The 16,987-nt window shown below is 61.7% G+C and carries 13 protein-coding genes; 8 read left to right on the plus strand and 5 right to left on the minus strand.

From position 1 onward, the window contains the following. Positions 1–32: 32 nt before the first annotated feature. From pssA to rimI, 3 genes are read left to right on the plus strand one after another with little or no spacing between them, the layout of a single operon-like run. Positions 33–815 carry a CDP-diacylglycerol--serine O-phosphatidyltransferase gene (pssA, locus tag PK789_RS07865; protein ID WP_324308220.1) on the plus strand — a complete coding sequence of 261 codons (783 nt, stop codon included), beginning with the start codon at positions 33–35 and terminating at the stop codon, positions 813–815. Next, positions 812–1,084, plus strand: a complete 273-nt coding sequence (locus PK789_RS07870) for a hypothetical protein (protein ID WP_324308221.1) — start codon at positions 812–814, stop codon at positions 1,082–1,084. The genes pssA and PK789_RS07870 overlap by 4 nt, the downstream gene beginning before the upstream one ends. A 5-nt stretch (positions 1,085–1,089) precedes the next feature. Continuing rightward, positions 1,090–1,572: a ribosomal protein S18-alanine N-acetyltransferase gene (gene rimI / locus PK789_RS07875; RefSeq protein WP_503011928.1), complete on the plus strand. Its 483-nt coding sequence runs from the start codon at positions 1,090–1,092 to the stop codon at positions 1,570–1,572. A gap of 6 nt (positions 1,573–1,578) precedes the next feature. On the opposite strand, the gene PK789_RS07880 is transcribed toward rimI, so the two are convergent. The 4 genes from PK789_RS07880 to PK789_RS07895 all read right to left on the minus strand — a co-directional run bounded on the left by PK789_RS07880 (position 1,579) and on the right by PK789_RS07895 (position 7,842). Then, complete coding sequence (locus PK789_RS07880) at positions 1,579–2,898, minus strand: sensor domain-containing diguanylate cyclase (protein WP_324308223.1); 1,320 nt, start codon at positions 2,896–2,898, stop codon at positions 1,579–1,581. Positions 2,899–3,023: 125 nt separating this feature from the next. Beyond that, a complete protein-coding gene (locus PK789_RS07885) occupies positions 3,024–5,924 on the minus strand; it encodes a valine--tRNA ligase (protein WP_324308224.1) in 2,901 nt (966 codons plus the stop codon). Between the two features lie 8 nt (positions 5,925–5,932). Further along, positions 5,933–6,358, minus strand: coding sequence for a DNA polymerase III subunit chi (locus PK789_RS07890; protein WP_324308225.1), 426 nt, complete (start codon positions 6,356–6,358; stop codon positions 5,933–5,935). Continuing rightward, entirely contained in the window at positions 6,358–7,842 is a 1,485-nt protein-coding gene (locus PK789_RS07895) for a leucyl aminopeptidase (RefSeq protein WP_324308226.1), read from the minus strand. The genes PK789_RS07890 and PK789_RS07895 overlap by 1 nt, the downstream gene beginning before the upstream one ends. A gap of 155 nt (positions 7,843–7,997) precedes the next feature. Between PK789_RS07895 and lptF the strand changes: the two genes are divergently transcribed. Both lptF and lptG read left to right on the plus strand, forming a co-directional pair. Then, complete coding sequence (gene lptF / locus PK789_RS07900) at positions 7,998–9,077, plus strand: LPS export ABC transporter permease LptF (RefSeq protein WP_324308227.1); 1,080 nt, start codon at positions 7,998–8,000, stop codon at positions 9,075–9,077. After that, positions 9,074–10,171, plus strand: coding sequence for an LPS export ABC transporter permease LptG (lptG, locus tag PK789_RS07905; protein WP_324308228.1), 1,098 nt, complete (start codon positions 9,074–9,076; stop codon positions 10,169–10,171). Before lptF ends, lptG begins: the two co-directional genes overlap by 4 nt. 420 nt (positions 10,172–10,591) lie before the next feature. Here lptG and PK789_RS07910 read toward each other — a convergent pair whose 3' ends face one another. Then, positions 10,592–11,020, minus strand: a complete 429-nt coding sequence (locus PK789_RS07910) for an RDD family protein (RefSeq protein ID WP_324308229.1) — start codon at positions 11,018–11,020, stop codon at positions 10,592–10,594. 65 nt (positions 11,021–11,085) lie between these two features. Here PK789_RS07910 and xerD point away from each other — a divergent pair, with 65 nt between their 5' ends. From xerD to purL, 3 genes are all read left to right on the plus strand, one after another. Beyond that, positions 11,086–12,033, plus strand: a complete 948-nt coding sequence (xerD, locus tag PK789_RS07915; RefSeq protein ID WP_324308230.1) for a site-specific tyrosine recombinase XerD — start codon at positions 11,086–11,088, stop codon at positions 12,031–12,033. A gap of 145 nt (positions 12,034–12,178) precedes the next feature. Then, positions 12,179–12,985 (plus strand): DsbC family protein, encoded by an 807-nt coding sequence (locus PK789_RS07920; RefSeq protein WP_324308231.1) that lies wholly within the window; start codon positions 12,179–12,181, stop codon positions 12,983–12,985. Positions 12,986–13,067: 82 nt separating this feature from the next. After that, a complete protein-coding gene (gene purL, locus PK789_RS07925) occupies positions 13,068–16,949 on the plus strand; it encodes a phosphoribosylformylglycinamidine synthase (protein ID WP_324308232.1) in 3,882 nt (1,293 codons plus the stop codon). The last annotated feature ends 38 nt before the right edge of the window (positions 16,950–16,987 follow it).

Raw genomic sequence — 16,987 nt, forward strand, 5'->3', positions numbered from 1 at the left:
CCGGCCTCACCGCAACCCCGTACACTGTCGGGATGGAACAAAACGACTCCCTGCCACCATCCCGCCCGCGCCCACGCGGGATCTACCTGCTGCCGAACCTGTTCACCACGGGTGCGCTGTTTGGCGGCTTTTTCTCGATTATTGCGGCATCGCAAGATCGCTTCGAGGCTGCTTGCGTTGCCATTTTCATCTCGGCGGTCTTGGATGGGTTGGATGGCCGGGTGGCGCGGCTGACCAACACGCAAAGCGAATTTGGCGTGCAATACGACTCGCTGTCGGACTTGATCAGTTTCGGCATGGCACCGGCCATGTTGATGTATCACTGGGCATTGCTGTCCATGAAGCAAGACAGCCTGACGCTCGGCAAAATTGGCTGGTTGGGCGCGTTTTTGTATGCGGCTTGCGCGGCACTACGATTGGCGCGCTTCAACAGTCAAGTCGGCACGGTGGATAAGCGCTGGTTCATTGGTTTGGCTAGCCCGGCCGCCGCCGGCGTGGTGACAAGTTTTGTGTGGGTCTGCCATGAGTTTGGTTACTCGGGCGAAGATTTACGCTACGCCGCACTGGCGGTCACGGTGTGTGCCGGTTTGCTGATGGTCAGCCGGATTCGCTATAACAGTTTCAAAGGCAGCGGGCATGGGCCGAAGTCGGATCGGGTACCGTTCTTCATGTTAGTGGTTGCCGTGGCTGTGTTGATTGCGCTGTGGGTTGCGCCGGCGGTGACCTTGCTGATTGCCACCACCCTATATGCATTGTCCGGCCCGCTATTGTGGTTCCGGCGCCGTCATCTGCCGATGCAGGATCCCGCCGCTTGAGTTGGGATACCTACCAGCGTGCGGTTTTAGTCGAAATGGGCTATGTCCTGTACGGCTTGCCGCATGTGCCAAGCGCCGCAAATACCTTGCCGGTTGCGGGTGCAGATGACGACATGCTGGCACGCTTGGCGCAAGCGGCGCGGGTCAGTGTGGAGGTGTTGCAGTCGCAACCTGATCTGCTGGCGATCAGCGCGCAATTACGTGGCGATGCGGCTGCCAAGCGGGCGTTGTGGCCGCGGTTGCGTGCATTGCGGCGTACCCTGCAATGAGCCAAATGCGCGTTGCTACGGCAGTGGCCAATTCCCGTTTGCGGCCGATGCGTGAGGCCGATCTGGATGCGGTGATGGACATCGAATTACAGGCATACCCATTTCCGTGGACGCGCGGGATTTTTCGCGATTGCCTGCGTTCAAATTATGCGATGTGGGTGCAAGAGTCCGCCGCTGGCGCAGTGTTGGGCTATGGCGTGCTTAGCATCGCCGCCGACGAAGCGCATCTGCTGAACTTGTGCAGCGCGCCGGGGCAGCAAGGGCAGGGCCTAGGTCAGCGCATGTTGCAGGCACTGCTGAAAATTGCGGGCGGGCACGGCGCGCAACGGGTGTTTTTGGAAGTACGCCCTTCCAACCGTCGTGCCGTTGCCCTGTATGAGCGCAGTGGCTTCAATGAAATCGGCCGTCGCCCACGCTATTACCCCGCCATCAACAACGGTCGCGAGGATGCCATCGTGATGGCGATGGAATTACTGGGCGCAGAGTAGGCCAGCTCAGCGGAGTGTCTCAGTGGTGGCTTGCAATACCACAACGCAATCACGGCCTTGATCTTTGGCCAGATATAAGGCGCGGTCGGCACGTGCAAATAACGTTTGGAAATCCGAGTCAGTCGTCGCCAAAGCAGACACCCCAAAGCTGGCGGTCACTTGTAAATTAGGGTGGGCAGGGCTGGGCCGGCAGTCGCGAGTCATGATGCGAATGCGTTCGGCAATCGCATGGGCAGCAGTGATATCGGTATCGGGTAGCAAGATGCAGAACTCCTCGCCACCGGTACGTGCAAGCACATCCACTTCGCGCAGGGCCGTGCGGCAGCAGGCGCTGAAATCTTGCAGCACGAGGTCGCCAATCGGGTGTCCGTAAGCATCATTGATTTGCTTGAAATGATCCAAGTCGATCGCTATCTGACAAAGCGGCGTGGCTTGGCGACGACTGCGTACGAATTCGTGCTCGGCGGTTTCCAGAAAGCTACGGCGGTTGGCGCAGCCGGTGAGGCTGTCGGTTCTGGCTTGTCGTTGCAGTTCTTCTTTCAACTCATGCAAGGCGGTGATGTCGGTACTCATGCCGATCACCGCTGGCGTCCCTGAAACTGGCGTCCACGGCACCACCACACTCCAATAATGGTGGCGGCGGCCCTGCGCATCCACGAAAGTTTCTTCGCTGGTGTGCCGCTGTTGGCTGGCGATGATGTGCTGATCTTTGGCCCAGAAACCATCGGCCACCTCGCGCGGCATCAGGTCAGTATCCAGACTGCCCACGATGCGCTCGACCGGTGCGCCGATGATCTGTGCCGCCTGCTGGTTGGCATACAAGAAACGGCGGTTGGCATCCTTCATATAAATCAAGGCGTCGATATTGTTTAGCACTGCATCCAGCAGCGTTTTCTGCTCGCGTAGTTTGTCTTCCAGTTGTTTTTTTTCGGTGATGTCGTAAGAAATCCCCAACAGGCCGCAAACCACACCCGCCGCATCGTGCAATGGTTTTTTGATTGACCAGAACGTGCGCACTGTGCCATTGGGCAATTGATGGGTTTCTTCACGGGCGATGGTTTCGCCGGCATACATCACCCGGCGGTCGGTTTCGCTGAGGGCATCGTCGATGCCGTCGTGCCCAAAAAAATGCGAAAAGTCCTTACCCAACACGTAATCCAGCGGGTGCCCCAACATCGCCAAGACGAGACGGTTGGCATAGGTGTAGCGGCCAGCAAGATCGCTGGTATAGACAAACGCACCCACCTCGTCCAGCAATAGCCGGTACGCATCGGTGGCAAGGTCAGTGCTCGGGTTCAGTGGTACCGCATCCGACAGGTGTCGCATTTGACGTAGCCCCCCCTCAGGCGCTGGGTCAATGGGCAGATCCATACCATGGCGAATCTGCCCCGAAAAAATGACACCCATCCAGCCACTTGGCAATCAATGCAAGTTTGCAGCTTGGCGCAGGTTCAGTTTAAGCGCGCACGCTGGGTGCTGAGCGCCTTGAGCTTGGTGCTCCAGTCCAGCAGCCGTGCCTGCTCTTGTGCCACCACCGTGGCGGGCACGCCTGCACCAAATTTGGCTAACTTGGTTTCGCTTTTGTCTTTTTCGGTGCTGATCTTGGCGATTTCTTTATCCAAGCGGGTGCGTTCGGCATCCAGATCGACCAAGCCTTCCAGCGGCACGAACAGTTCCAGCGCACCCACCACGGCGGGGGCAGCGGCGGGTGGTTCGGTCGTCAGGGTGTTGAGGCGATCGAGCTTGCACAAAAAGCGCAGCTGCGCATCAAAACGTTGCATACGGGCGGCGTCTTGGGCGTCACCGCCGCGCAGTAGCAGTGCTACCTGTTTGGCCGGCGACACCCCCAGCTCGCTGCGGATGCGGCGCACCGCGCCAATCACGGCCTTGAGCCATTCGATATCGGCATCGGCCTGAGCGTAATTTTCGGCGTGGAAGTCAGCCGGTTGCGGATAGGGCTGCAACATCAGACTGCCGGACTTGCCCAGCTTGGGTGCGACCGCCTGCCACAGCTCTTCGGTGATGAAGGGAATCAATGGATGCAGCAGGCGCAGCAGGGCGTCCAGCGCCACCAGCAAGGTATGGCGCGTGCTGTGCGCGGCGTGCGTGTCATCGCCATTGAGGGCCGGCTTGGCCAACTCCACGAACCAATCGCAAAATTGATTCCAGGCAAATTCGTGCAGACATTGCGCAAGCAAGTCGAAGCGGTAGTTGGCAACATGTTCGGCAGCTTCGGCACTGATTTTTGCCAGTTGCGCGAGGATCCATTGTTCGGCGTCGGTGACGGGGTGAATAGCCCCTCTCCCCTCGGGAGAGGGGTTGGGGAGAGGGTTCGCCGTACCCTCATCCGCCCTGCGGGCACCTTCTCCCGGAGGGAGAAGGGAGAAGCCTTCCACGTTCATCAACGCAAACCGCGTGGCGTTCCACAACTTGTTGCAGAAATTCTTGTAGCCCTCGGCGCGGGCGAGGTCGAACTTGATATCGCGACCCGGCCCGGCCAGTGCGGCCATGGTGAAGCGCAGCGCGTCGGCGCCATGGGCATTGATGCCGTTCGGGTAATCCTTGCGGGTGTCTTTTTCGATTTTTTCCGCCATCTTCGGCTGCATCAGCCCGGCGGTGCGTTTGGCCACCAAGTCATCGATGCTGATGCCGTCGATGATGTCCAGCGGGTCGAGCACGTTGCCCTTCGACTTCGACATTTTCTGGCCGTTTTTATCGCGCACTAGGCCGGTCATATAGACGTCGTGGAACGGAATCTTGCCGATGAAGTGGTCGGTCATCATCACCATGCGCGCCACCCAGAAGAAGATGATGTCAAAGCCGGTGACAAGCACGCTGGACGGAATGTAATCATCGAAGCCACGCTCGGCCATCGCTTCGGCATCCGGCCAGCCTTGGGTAGAAAACGGGAACATCGCCGAGGAGAACCAGGTTTCCAGCACGTCGGAATCTTGTTGCAGTGGACGATCGCCTAGCGCGTGTTTGGCGCGCACCTCGGTTTCATCGCGGCCCACGTAGATATTGCCCGCGTCGTCGAACCACGCCGGGATCCGGTGGCCCCACCACAGCTGGCGGCTGATGCACCAGTCTTGCAGGTTCTCCATCCAGTGCCGGTAGGTGTTGACCCAGTTCGGCGGCACGAATTTGACGCTGCCGTTCTCGACCAATTCCAAGCCGCGCTGGCCCAGCGTGTCCATCTTCACGAACCACTGGTCGGTGAGGAAGGGTTCGATCACCTGGCCACTGCGGTCACCGCGTGGCACCTGCAATTTGTGTGGCTTGACTTCGACCAGCAGGCCGGCGGCATCGAGGTCGGCCACCATCGCTTTGCGGGCGTCGAAGCGATCCATGCCGCGATACTTGGCAGGAATGAACGCGTCGTCGAGCACCTTGGCGGTGTCGGTGAAGATATTGATGATCTCCAACCCGTGGCGTTGCCCCACCGCGTAGTCGTTGAAGTCGTGCGCAGGCGTCACCTTGACCACGCCGGTGCCAAACGCGCGATCCACGTAGTCATCCAAAATGATCGGGATGCGGCGACCGGTCAGCGGCAGATCGACGTATTTGCCATGCAGTGCGGTGTAGCGCGCGTCCTCCGGGTGCACCATCGCGGCGGTGTCGCCGAGCATGGTTTCCGGGCGGGTGGTGGCCACGATCACGTAGTTGCGTGTTTCGCGCAGCGTCTCGTTGCCGTCGGCGTCCACTTCCACGTGTTCGTAGCTGACGCCATCGGCCAGCGGGTAGCGCAGCTCCCACAGATGGCCGTTTTCTTCTTCGCTCACCACTTCCAGATCCGAGATCGCGGTTTTCAGCACCGGATCCCAGTTGACCAAACGTTTGCCGCGATAAATCAGGCCCTGTTCGTGCAGGCGCACGAAGGCTTCGATGATGGCTTTGGACGGCATCGGGTCCATGGTGAACACGCTGCGCGACCAGTCGCCGGACGCGCCGAGTCGACGCATCTGGCGCTCGATCGTGCTGCCCGAATGCTGCTTCCATTCCCACACTTTTTCGATGAATTTTTCGCGGCCCAGCGCATCGCGGGTTTCGCCCTTGCCTTCGATGGCAAGGTTGCGCGACACCACCATTTCGGTGGCGATACCGGCGTGGTCAGTGCCCATCTGCCACAAGGTGCGATAGCCGCGCATGCGGTGATAGCGCACCAGTGCATCCATCAGCGTGTGCTGGAAGGCGTGGCCCATGTGCAGGGTGCCGGTCACGTTCGGCGGCGGCAGCAAGATGGTGTACGCCGGGCCGTCGCCCTGCGGGGTAAACGCGCCACTGCTTTCCCACTGCGCGTACAGACGGGTTTCGAAGGATTGCGGATTGAAGCCGGAGTCGAGGGTGGTCATGGGGCGTGTCACATGTCGAATTTTTTGAGCTCGAAACCGAGCGTTTGGTAATGCTTCCAGCGTTCGCGCAGCGGGTCGCGCGCGGCGGGATCGGCAGGCACCACTTCCAGCACCCGGTCGAATTGGCCGGAAGGTGCGGCGTCGCGCAGATTGATCAACAACGGGCGCAGCGCCGCATCGGCGTCGGGCGCTGCAATCAACACCGGCGCTTCGTCTTCATCGGCATCCATGCCGGCAATTTGGTGCGGCAGATATTCGTCGGGATCGAACGCCCACAGCAGATCATCCAGTGCTTCGGCCTGTGCTTGGTCGCGCGCCAAAATCAGTGTGGGCAGGTTGGCGGCATAGGCCCGCTTCGCCAGTTCGCAGACCAGCAGCAGGGGCTGCTCGCGAAAGCGCGGCTTGTCGATCAGGTAGAAGTGGGCTTTGGGCATTACGCCGCCGAACGATCCAGCAACCACTGCGACAACATGCCCACCGGACGGCCGGTGGCCATGCCCAGTTTGCCGTCGTCAGAGGCGCTACCGGCGATGTCCAAATGCACCCAGCGCTGGCCGTCGGTGAAGCGCGACAGGAAGCAGCCGGCGGTAATCGCACCGGCCCAGCGGCCGCCGATGTTGTAGACATCGGCAAAGGCGGAATCCAGCATCGGCTGGTATTCGTCCCACAGCGGCAATTGCCAGCCACGGTCGAAGACGGTTTCGCCGGCGTCCAACAGTTCACGCGCCAAGTCGTGACTGGTTTTGGTCATCACGCCGGTGGCGTATTTGCCCAGTGCAACCATGCAGGCACCGGTGAGGGTGGCCACGTTCACCAGTGCGGCCGGCTCAAACCGCTGCGCATAGGTCAGCGCGTCGCACAAAATCAGGCGACCTTCGGCATCGGTATTGCCTACCTCAATGGTCTTGCCGGACATGCTGGTGATCACGTCGGACGGGCGGTAGGCATCGCCGTCGATGGCGTTTTCCACCGCGGCGGCAATACACACCAGATTGATCGGAAGTTGCATTTTGACCGCCGCCACGAACGTGCCCAGCACGCTGCCGGCACCGCACATGTCGTACTTCATTTCCTCGATGCCGCCCTGCGTTTTCAAGTTCACGCCACCGGTATCGAAGGTGATGCCCTTGCCGACCAGCACATAGGGTTTGGCATCGCCGCCGTTGGTGTACTTCAGCACGATCAGGCGCGGGCGCTGCGCACTGCCACGCGCCACGGCGAGTAGCGAACCCATGCCGAGGGCTTCCATCGCAGCGTCGTCCAAAATATCGCAAGCGGCGCCGGGTTGATTGGCGGCGAAGTCTTGCGCTTGTTGGGCCAGATACGCCGGGTTGCAAATATTGGGCGGCAGGTTGCCCAGCTCGCGGGTGAACTGCACGCCCGCGGCAATCGCAACACCTTGCGCCAGTGCGGTGGCGTCGCTGCCGCTGATGTCCAGTTGCGCCAGCCCCTTTTCATCGCGCTTGGCGTTCTTGGCACCCAAGGTGGCGGTGTAGCGGTAGCAGGCGTGATCGGCGGCGATCACCGCTTGGCGGATAGCCCACGCGGCATCGCGGTCCTTGACCGGCACTTCGCTCAGTGTGAACAACGCATGCGTCACCGGGCCGGTCTTGAGCGCGCGCGCCGCATCGCCGATGGCTTTCAAGTATTGCGGCACGCCAAACTTGTTGGCATCACCCAGACCAATCACCAGCACGCGCGGTGCGCTGACGCCGGGCACATCGTGCAGCAGCGCGGTTTTGCCGGTTTTGCCGGACACATCGCCACGAGCGATCAGCGCTTGCAGGCGGCCTGCGCTGGCGGTATCGAGGGCGCTGGCGGCGGGGCTCAGGCTACCATCGGCAAAGGCGCCTACCACGATGCAGTCGACAGTGGCGGTGGCGGGAGAGGTCTGGTTCAGGTGGAATTGCAGGCTCATCGAACAAGGTATCCAGTCGAAATGTGCGGCAGACGGGCAGACGCTCGCAGGCAGCGGCCTTCGGGCATGCGGGCGAGCGTGGCTTACAATGCGCGGCTGCGCTTGGCGCAGGTCGTGATCGCAATGAACCCCTTATTCTAAAGCAAGCAGGCCCGATGCCGAAGCTGGACCGCTACCTCACCGCTGAATTCACCCGCGCCATCGTGGCGTCGTTGGTGATCTTGGGCATGGTCAGTATGGGCGGTGTGTTTGCCGATCTGGTGGGCGAAATGGCGCGTGGCAAAGTGCCACCGGCGCTATTGCTGTCGCAGCTGGGTCTGCGCTTGCTGGGCTATTTGCCCTTGATCTTGCCGCTGGCGCTCCTTCTGGGCTTGCTGTTGGCCACCGGGCGGCTGTACCGGGATTCGGAAATGCATGTGCTGCACGCCATCGGCATTGGCCCGCGTCGGCTGCTGCGGCCACTGTTGCTGGTGATGGTGCCGATGGTGATGGTGATTGGCCTGTGTTCGTTGCTGTTGGGGCCATGGGCCAACCGGTTGGCACGCGGCATGGTGATCGAAGCCAACAAAAACCTGCTGGTGGCCGGTCTTGAGCCGGGCCGGTTTACCCCGATGGCCAATGGCGGCGTGGCCTACGTGGGCAATATGTCGAACGATGGCACCAAAATCTCGCATGTGTTCATTTATCGTGAACGTGGCGACCGCATGGATGTGGCCACCGCGCAGACCGGGCAGATGTATCGCGATCAAGGGGTGCGCGTGCTGGCCCTGATGGACGGGTTTCGCGTGGAAGGACCCGTCAGTGGGGCGAATCTGGATTACCGCCTGATGCGCTATGCCCGCAACGAATTGCAGTTGCCGGCACCGGATGACCCACGCAATTTGGAAACGCCGGAATACCAGCTCACCCCGGCCTTGTTGCGCAATCCGGCAGCACCGGCACGCGCCGAATTGCACTGGCGCATCGCCCCGCCGCTGCTGGCGCTGGCCTTTGCCTTGATGGCCATCCCATTGGGCCGCAGTTCCCCCCGGCAGGCACGTTACGGCTCGGTATTGCTGGCCTTTTTGGCCTATCTGGTGGGCATTTTCATGATGATGCTGGGCACCCAATGGATTGCCGAGGGGCGCGTGCCCGGTGCGGTGGGTTTGTGGTGGTTACTGCTGCCGATGCTGGCCTTGGGGCTGTGGTTGTATGTGCGTGATGGTCGCGTGGCGCGTGCATGGTGGCGGCGATGAAACATTGGCCACGGCTGCATGACAGCTATATCGCACGTTCGGTGGTCAGCAGTGTGCTGCTGGTGTGGGGGGTAGTGCTGGGTTTGGATGTCGTGCAGGCGCTGGCTGGCGAAATGAGCGACGTCGGCAAGGGTGCCTACACCATCAACCATGCCATTGCCGCCACCGGGCTGACCATTCCCAGCCGTGCTTACACCTTGTTTCCCACCGCTGCGGTGATTGGGGTGTTGTTGGGGCTGGGGCAGTTGGCGGCCTCGTCCGAACTCACCGTATTGCGTGCATTGGGACTGTCGCGAAAGCGGCTGAGTGTCTCGGTGGCCTTGTCCTTGCTGCTGCTGACCGCGCTGATGGTGGTCAATGGCGAAACCTTGGCACCGTGGGGGGATGATCGCGCGCAGGCGATTCGCTCGGTGCGCCACAGTGACATGGTGGTGTCCAAATACAGTGGGCTATGGGCGCGCGAGGGTGGCATGTTTCTCAATGCGCGCACCGGTGAACAAAAGCAGCGTGGCAACGAGCGCTGGCTGGAATTGCGCGGCGTGCGCCTGTTCGAATTTGCCGAAGATGGCCGCCTGCGTTCGATTGCGAATGTGCAGATTGCCGAACACCGCGCGGGGCATTGGTTATTGCATGGTGTCGAGCGCACCCGCTTCGACACCCGCGCCGTGCAGCGCAGCAAGGTGGCGGAAGAACGCTGGGATTCACAACTGGATGAATCCGCCTTGGCCTCGGGGGTCACCAAGCCCGGCAATATGGCCAGCAGCGAGCTGAGCACCAGTATTGATTACCGCAAGCGCAATGGGCTAGATTCAGGGGATTTTGAGCGAGTGTACTGGGGGCGCTGGTTCTATCCGTTGAATGTGCTGGCTATGTGCCTAGCGGCGATGCCCTTCGCTTTCGGCTCGCTACGTAGTGGCGGCTATGGCAAGCGCGTGTTTATCGGTATTATTTTTTCGCTGAGCTTTTGGATGTTGCAAAAAATGGCAGTAGAAATTAGTCAGACGTTTAGGTTTGATTATCGGGTTGCCTATCTGATGCCGCTGATTGTTATGACCATTATCTCCGCTGTCTTTTTCAATCGGCGTAGCCGTTAGGGAAGTTCTGAGTGATTTACACTTGGTCGTCATTCCCGCCATCGCGAGGATGGTGACATTTGTTCGGATCATCCTTAGAAAAAGCGCCGGCATTATTAATGCCGACGCTGTAAGCACTTGCGATAACCCTGAGATTATGGCGCGCAACGGTTCACATAACCAGTGAAGAGAGTTACGATGAAGTCGGCTGCAGACTCTACGTAGTGAGCAATGCCGGTATCATGCGAATGATGGGAGCAATAGGTAGGGGTGGATGCAGCTAGGGCGGTAAATGGGATCGCAACCAGCAATACAGACATAGCAAGTGCTTGAAATTTCCATTTTTTCAAAATTCCCATTGTCATTTCCTTGAATTGTGAGTTAGTTGGTCGCCGCAACTATGCAGCGTGACAATCTTCACTCATTAGGGGGGGGGGGGGGTCAAGGGGGGACTCGACGCACTCGCAGACCACTGGCGCGGTCATGCCAGGTCAGGCCATCACGATCCAACCACGCCCAGCAAAACCCCAACCCCCCACACAGTAGCGACACACTGGCGATGGCATAGCGACGCCATAGGGCCCGCAAATTGGCGGGTTGGCCGGTGGCATCGGTCACTTGCAAGCGCCACGCACGCATACCGATGGTCTGCCCGCCGCGCTGCCAACTGCGGGTGGCATACAGCCCGGCAATGCCCCAGAACACGGCAAATTCCAGCGCGCCCAGCCAACCGCCGCGCACTCCATCGCCGTGTAGCAAGGTGAACACGCCCGCCGCCACAAACCACAGCGCCAGCACCGGGAAGAAGTCGTACAGCAAGGCCAATAAGCGCCAGCCGATCAGGGTGGGGGGGCGTTGGGAAATGGTCATCCAGACAGCATACAAGAGCACCGGGACAGGCTGCCCGCAGGGCGGGTAGAGGGTACTCTTCCTGCATGCCCACCCCAACCGACCGCCGCCTTGCTGCCCGCCATTTGCCGCCTTTGGCGGATGCTGATGCGGCGGTGATCGAGGCGTTCTTGGATGCCATCTGGGCCGAACACGGCCTCGCGCAGGCCACATTGGCGGCGTATCGCAGTGATTTACAGGCATTGGCGCGGCAACACCCGGGCATTGCTGGTCTGCCTCGCGAGGCCCTGTTCGCGCACCTGTCGCAGCGTGCGCAACAAGGCTATAGCCCGCGTAGCACCGCACGGCTGTTGTCTGGCCTGCATGCCTTCTATGCGCATGCGGTGCGCTGCGGCCTGCGTGCAGATGACCCCAGCGCACTGCTGCAAGCCCCCACATTGCCGCGTCTGCTGCCCAAGGCATTGTCCGAATCACAAGTGGCCGCCCTGCTGGAAGCGCCCAACAGCAGCAGCGCCGCCGGCCTACGCGACCGCGCCATGTTGGAGCTGATGTACGCCTGCGGGCTGCGCGTCAGCGAGCTGGTCACGCTGGCGAGCACTGCGGTGAACCTGCGCCAAGGCGTGTTGCGGGTGCGTGGCAAAGGCAACAAAGAACGGTTGGTGCCCTTGGGTGAAGAATCCAGCCATTGGCTTGCGCGCTATTTGGACAGTGCACGGCCACAACTACTGGCGGGTGTGCGCCAGCCTGCGGGTGTGGCGGTGTTATTTGTCAGCGAACGTGGCGATGCCCTCAGCCGGCAGGCATTTTGGGTGCTGGTGAAGCGGTATGCAGTGATGGCCGGCATCAACCCCAGCCAGATCAGCCCACACGGCTTGCGGCATAGTTTTGCCACCCATTTGCTCAACCACGGTGCCGATTTGCGTGCCCTGCAGATGCTGTTGGGCCACAGTGCTTTGGCCACCACTCAAATCTATACCTTGGTTGCCCGTGAACGTCTGCAAGACCTGCATGCCCGCCATCATCCGCGAGGCTGAACCTGCGGCAGCCCTGCGTTCGTACATGGGCTTGTGGCGGCGGCTTCCATGCGACACTAATGCACTTATTGCCCGCTTCCTAGGTCGAAGTGGCAGTGAATCTTGTGGCATTGAATCTTGTGGCATTGAATCTTTTGGAGTCGTGATGAAGCGTTTGTTGCTTGCCGTCTTGTTCGGTTTCAGCCTGTCCGCCTGTGCCCAGCCGGCGGCAACCCCGCAAAAAGTCACCCCCGCCACCGACGCGGCCACGCCAAAAGAGCCCAGCTTTGCCGCCGGCACCCCGGAAGCGCGGGTGCGTGAGGCATTAGCCAGGATCAACCCCAAAATCAAAGTCGAGTCGATCAGCCCGGCCCCCATCCCCGGCTTTCGTGAAGTCATTGCCACCGGTCAGGTGGTGTATGTCAGCGATGACGGCAAATACCTGTTCCAAGGTGGTCTGCTGGATATCGAAAAACGCAAGGACATGGGCGAAGTAGCAATGGCCAAGGTACGCAAGCAAGTGTTGGCCACCTTGCCGGAATCGGACCGCATCGTGTTTGCGCCTGCCGGCGTGACCAAACACACCGTAGTGGTATTGACCGATGTGGAATGCGGGTATTGCCGCAAATTCCATTCCGATATCGCGCAATACAACAAGCTGGGTATCCGGGTGGAATACCTAGCCTTCCCGCGTGCCGGCCTTGCCAGCCCGGATTATCAGAAAATGGTGGCGGTGTGGTGTGCACCCGACCGTAAAAAAGCCCTGACCGATGCCAAGAGCGACCGCCCGGTGGCGCAAGGCCAGTGCGCCAATACCCCCGTGGATCGCGAATACCGCGCTGGCTTGCGAATGGGCTTGGAAGGCACCCCGATGATTCTGAGTACCGATGGTCAGCAGCTGGGCGGTTACATGCCGCCGGATGCCCTGTTGCAGCGCTTGGATGCATTGGACAAGGAAAAAAGCGCCGGTTGAGGTGCATCTGTTGCAGTGGGCGTCGGCTTGAAGGCGCGGGCTCGGCTACAATAACCGGCCCGTTCCTACGGTTATTTCGGACATGATCGTCCTCGAGGGCGCCTCTGCCCTGTCGCCGTTTCGTCGCGACCGCTTGCAAACCCGCCTACAAACCTTGGTTTCCGGCCTGCGCCTGATCGGCGCATGGCATGGCTACTGGATCGATCCCGAGCCCGGCAGCAGCCCCGACATCGCCGCACTCTGTCGCATTTTGCAGGCCACTGAAACCTGCGCCGAAGCCGCCCCGGGTAGCGTCAGCCGCTACGTGGTGCCGCGTTTGGGCACGCTCTCACCGTGGGCCAGCAAGGCCACCGAGCTGCTGCGGGGGGCCGGCTTGCCGGTCAAGCGCGTGGAGCGCGGCACCCGGCTGGATGTGATCGGCTGGCCCGATGACGCGGCTGCCCAAGTGGCACTGGGCAAGCTGCTGCACGACCCGATGACGCAATCGCTGCTAACCACGCGCGACGCTGGCGCGGCGCTGTTTACCGCGCAGCCGGCAGGTGCGGTGGAGGTCATCCCGCTGGCACAGCTGGAGGCCGCCAACACGCGGCTGGGGCTGGCATTGGCCGAAGATGAAATCGACTATCTGCGCACGCGCTACGGCGCATTGGGGCGCGACCCGCACGATGTCGAACTGATGATGTTCGCGCAGGCCAACTCCGAGCACTGCCGGCACAAAATATTCAACGCATCTTGGACGATCGACGGCCGCGAGCAATCGACCTCGTTGTTCAAGATGATCAAGCACACCCACGCCAGCACGCCCGAGCACACGCTCTCGGCGTACAGCGATAACGCGGCGGTGGTGGAAGGCTATGCGGCATCGCGCTGGCGGCCTGATCCGCACAGCCAGCAATACCGCAGTGAAGCCGCCACCGAGAGCGCGTTTTGCATCAAGGTGGAAACCCATAACCACCCCACCGCGATTGCGCCGTTCCCCGGCGCGTCCACCGGCGCCGGCGGTGAAATCCGCGACGAAGGGGCCACTGGTCGCGGCGGCCGCCCGAAAGCCGGCATGTGCGGGTTCTCAGTCTCACATCTACGCATTCCCACCCTGCCGCAGCCGTGGGAAGGCCAGCGCAGCCTCAATCCGCGCATGGCCAGCGCGTTTGAAATCATGCGCGACGGCCCGCTGGGCGCGGCGGCATTCAACAACGAATTTGGCCGTCCCAACCTCACCGGTTATTTCCGTAGTTTTGAATTGCACGAAGGCGGCAACCTGACCCGCGCCTACGACAAACCCATCATGTTGGCCGGCGGCCTGGGCGCGATGGACCGCAACCAGGTGGAAAAGCTGCGGCTCTCTCCCGGCGATGCGGTGGTGGTGTTGGGTGGCCCGGCGATGTTGATCGGGTTGGGCGGTGGCGCGGCGTCCTCGGTGGCCTCGGGTGATTCCGCCGAAGACCTCGATTTTGCCTCGGTGCAGCGCGACAACCCGGAAATGGAACGGCGCGCACAAGAAGTCATCGACTGCTGCGTGGCGCTGGGCACCGACAACCCCATTTTGTGCATCCACGACGTGGGTGCGGGCGGGCTATCCAACGCCATCCCCGAACTGCTGCACGACTCCGGCGTGGGCGGGGTGATCGATCTGGGCTGCGTGCCCAAAGACGACCCGTCGCTATCGCCGATGCAACTGTGGTGCAACGAATCGCAAGAACGCTACGTGCTGGGCATCAGCCAAGCGCGGGTGGCCGAGTTTGCCGCCCTGTGCGCGCGCGAGCGCTGCCCGTTTGCCGTGGTGGGCGTGGCGACGGCGGCGGAGCACTTGCGGGTGGGCTATGCCGACCAAGCACCGGCGATTGATTTGCCCATGGATGTGCTCTTCGGCAAAGCCCCCAAGATGCACCGTGACACCGCGCATCCGGCACCGCCGCAATGGCCAGAAGCCGATACCGATACCCTGGATCTGCGCGATGCCGGCCTGCGCGTGTTGGCGCACCCGGCGGTGGCTTCCAAATCCTTCCTGATCACCATCGGCGACCGCACGGTGGGCGGTTTGACTGCGCGCGACCAAATGGTAGGCCCGTGGCAAATGCCGGTGGCCGATTGCGCCATCACCTTGTCGGGGTTTGATAGCTATACCGGCGAAGCGATGGCGATGGGCGAGCGCACCCCGCTGGCGTTGTTGGATGCCGCCGCCGCCGCGCGCATGGCAGTGGGTGAGGCCATCACCAACCTGTTGGCCGCGCCCGTGGATGCACTCAAGCGCATCAAACTATCGGCCAATTGGATGGCCGCCGCTGGCCACGCCGGCGAAGATGCGCGCCTATTCGACGCGGTCAAAGCGGTGGGCATGGAGCTGTGCCCCGCGTTGGAACTCAGCATCCCGGTGGGCAAAGATTCGCTGTCGATGCAGGCGCAATACCAGGCCGATGGCATCACCCAAAAATCGGTGTCGCCGGTCTCGCTGGTGGTATCGGCGTTTGCGCCGGTGCAGGATGTGCGCGGCCAACTGACCCCACTGCTGCAACGCGATGTGGACTCCGAATTGTGGTTGATCGGCTTGGGTGGCGGCCGCCAGCGCATGGGTGGCTCGATCTTGGCGCAGGTGTACCCAGACGCCGGCGGCGGCGAGCTGCCCGCATTTGGTGGCGACGCCCCCGACCTCGACGACCCGCAGCGCCTGCGCGCGCTGTTTGAACTGATTCGCGATGCACGCGCAGCGGGGATGTTGCTGGCCTATCACGACCGTTCCGATGGCGGCGTGTTTGCGGCGCTGTGCGAAATGGCGTTTACCGCGCATCTGGGGCTGGATATTCGCCTCGACGGTTGGGGCGATGGCCGCACCGGCGACCCGCTACGGGTGCTGTTCAACGAAGAGCTGGGCGCCGTGGTGCAAGTGCCGGTGGCCGAGCGCGCCGCGTTTGCCGATCTGGTGGCGCAGCACGGCTTGATCGAATGCGCCCAGCGCATTGCCCGGCCTACCACTGCCGCCACGATACGCATCAGCGATGGCGATGACGAGCTGGCGCAATGGCGGTGGGATGAATTGTTCGATGCGTGGTGGGCCGTCACCCATGCGATGCAACAGCTGCGCGACAACCCCGATTGCGCCGACAGCGAGCGTGACAGCGTGCGCCGCTTCGATGCGCCGGGTTTGCAGCCGCAGTTGACTTTCGATGCCGCCGAAGACGTCGCTGCACCGTTCATCAACACCGGTGTGCGGCCCAAGGTGGCGGTCCTGCGTGAGCAGGGCGTCAACAGCCAACTCGAAACCGCGTATGCGTTTGACCGCGCCGGGTTTGCGAGTTTCGACGTGCATATGAGCGACTTGATTGCCGGCCGCTTTGATCTGGCCGACTTCCACGGCGTTGTCGCCTGCGGCGGGTTCAGCTACGGCGATGTGCTGGGTGCAGGGCGCGGCTGGGCCACGTCCATTCTGGAGCGCAGCGCATTGCGTGCCATGTTTGAGCGCTTCTTCGCCCGCGACAACAGCTTCTCGCTGGGGATCTGCAACGGCTGCCAAATGCTGGCGCAGTTGCGCGACATTATCCCCGGTGCCGAGCATTGGCCCAGCTTCCAGCGCAATACCAGCGAGCAGTACGAAGCGCGTCTGGCGTTGCTGGAAGTCGCAGACTCGCCGTCGATTCTGTTGCGTGGCATGCACGGCGCGCGCATCCCGGTGGCGGTGGCGCATGGCGAAGGCCGCGCGGTGTTCGCCAATGGTCATGATCAGTCCGCCGTGGATGTGGCGCTGCGCTTTGTAGAAGGTGGCCAGACCGCGCTGCATTACCCCGCCAACCCCAACGGCTCGCCCGATGGTATTGCCGGTGTCAGCAGCCGCGACGGCCGCGCTACCATTTTGATGCCGCACCCCGAGCGCACCTTGCGGCGTGCCAATTTCAGCTGGGCACCGGCCGACTGGCCGGAAGACTCGCCGTGGCAACGCATGTTCCGCAATGCGCGGGTGTGGGTGGGGTAAGCGCCAACAACAACGCCGGCTTGCGCCGGCGTTGTTGT

The organism is Thermomonas sp. (assembly GCF_035369645.1).
Lineage (GTDB): Bacteria > Pseudomonadota > Gammaproteobacteria > Xanthomonadales > Xanthomonadaceae > Thermomonas.

Coding starts and splice junctions, on each gene's coding strand:
- purL (WP_324308232.1), top strand. CDS start 13,068: ATGATCGTCCTCGAGGGCGCCTCTGCCCTGTCGCCGTTTCGTCGCGAC.
- lptG (WP_324308228.1), top strand. CDS start 9,074: ATGAAACATTGGCCACGGCTGCATGACAGCTATATCGCACGTTCGGTG.
- rimI (WP_503011928.1), top strand. CDS start 1,090: ATGCGCGTTGCTACGGCAGTGGCCAATTCCCGTTTGCGGCCGATGCGT.
- PK789_RS07885 (WP_324308224.1), bottom strand. CDS start 5,924: ATGACCACCCTCGACTCCGGCTTCAATCCGCAATCCTTCGAAACCCGT.
- pssA (WP_324308220.1), top strand. CDS start 33: ATGGAACAAAACGACTCCCTGCCACCATCCCGCCCGCGCCCACGCGGG.
- lptF (WP_324308227.1), top strand. CDS start 7,998: ATGCCGAAGCTGGACCGCTACCTCACCGCTGAATTCACCCGCGCCATC.
- PK789_RS07895 (WP_324308226.1), bottom strand. CDS start 7,842: ATGAGCCTGCAATTCCACCTGAACCAGACCTCTCCCGCCACCGCCACT.
- xerD (WP_324308230.1), top strand. CDS start 11,086: ATGCCCACCCCAACCGACCGCCGCCTTGCTGCCCGCCATTTGCCGCCT.
- PK789_RS07880 (WP_324308223.1), bottom strand. CDS start 2,898: ATGCGACACCTGTCGGATGCGGTACCACTGAACCCGAGCACTGACCTT.
- PK789_RS07920 (WP_324308231.1), top strand. CDS start 12,179: ATGAAGCGTTTGTTGCTTGCCGTCTTGTTCGGTTTCAGCCTGTCCGCC.
- PK789_RS07890 (WP_324308225.1), bottom strand. CDS start 6,358: ATGCCCAAAGCCCACTTCTACCTGATCGACAAGCCGCGCTTTCGCGAG.
- PK789_RS07910 (WP_324308229.1), bottom strand. CDS start 11,020: ATGACCATTTCCCAACGCCCCCCCACCCTGATCGGCTGGCGCTTATTG.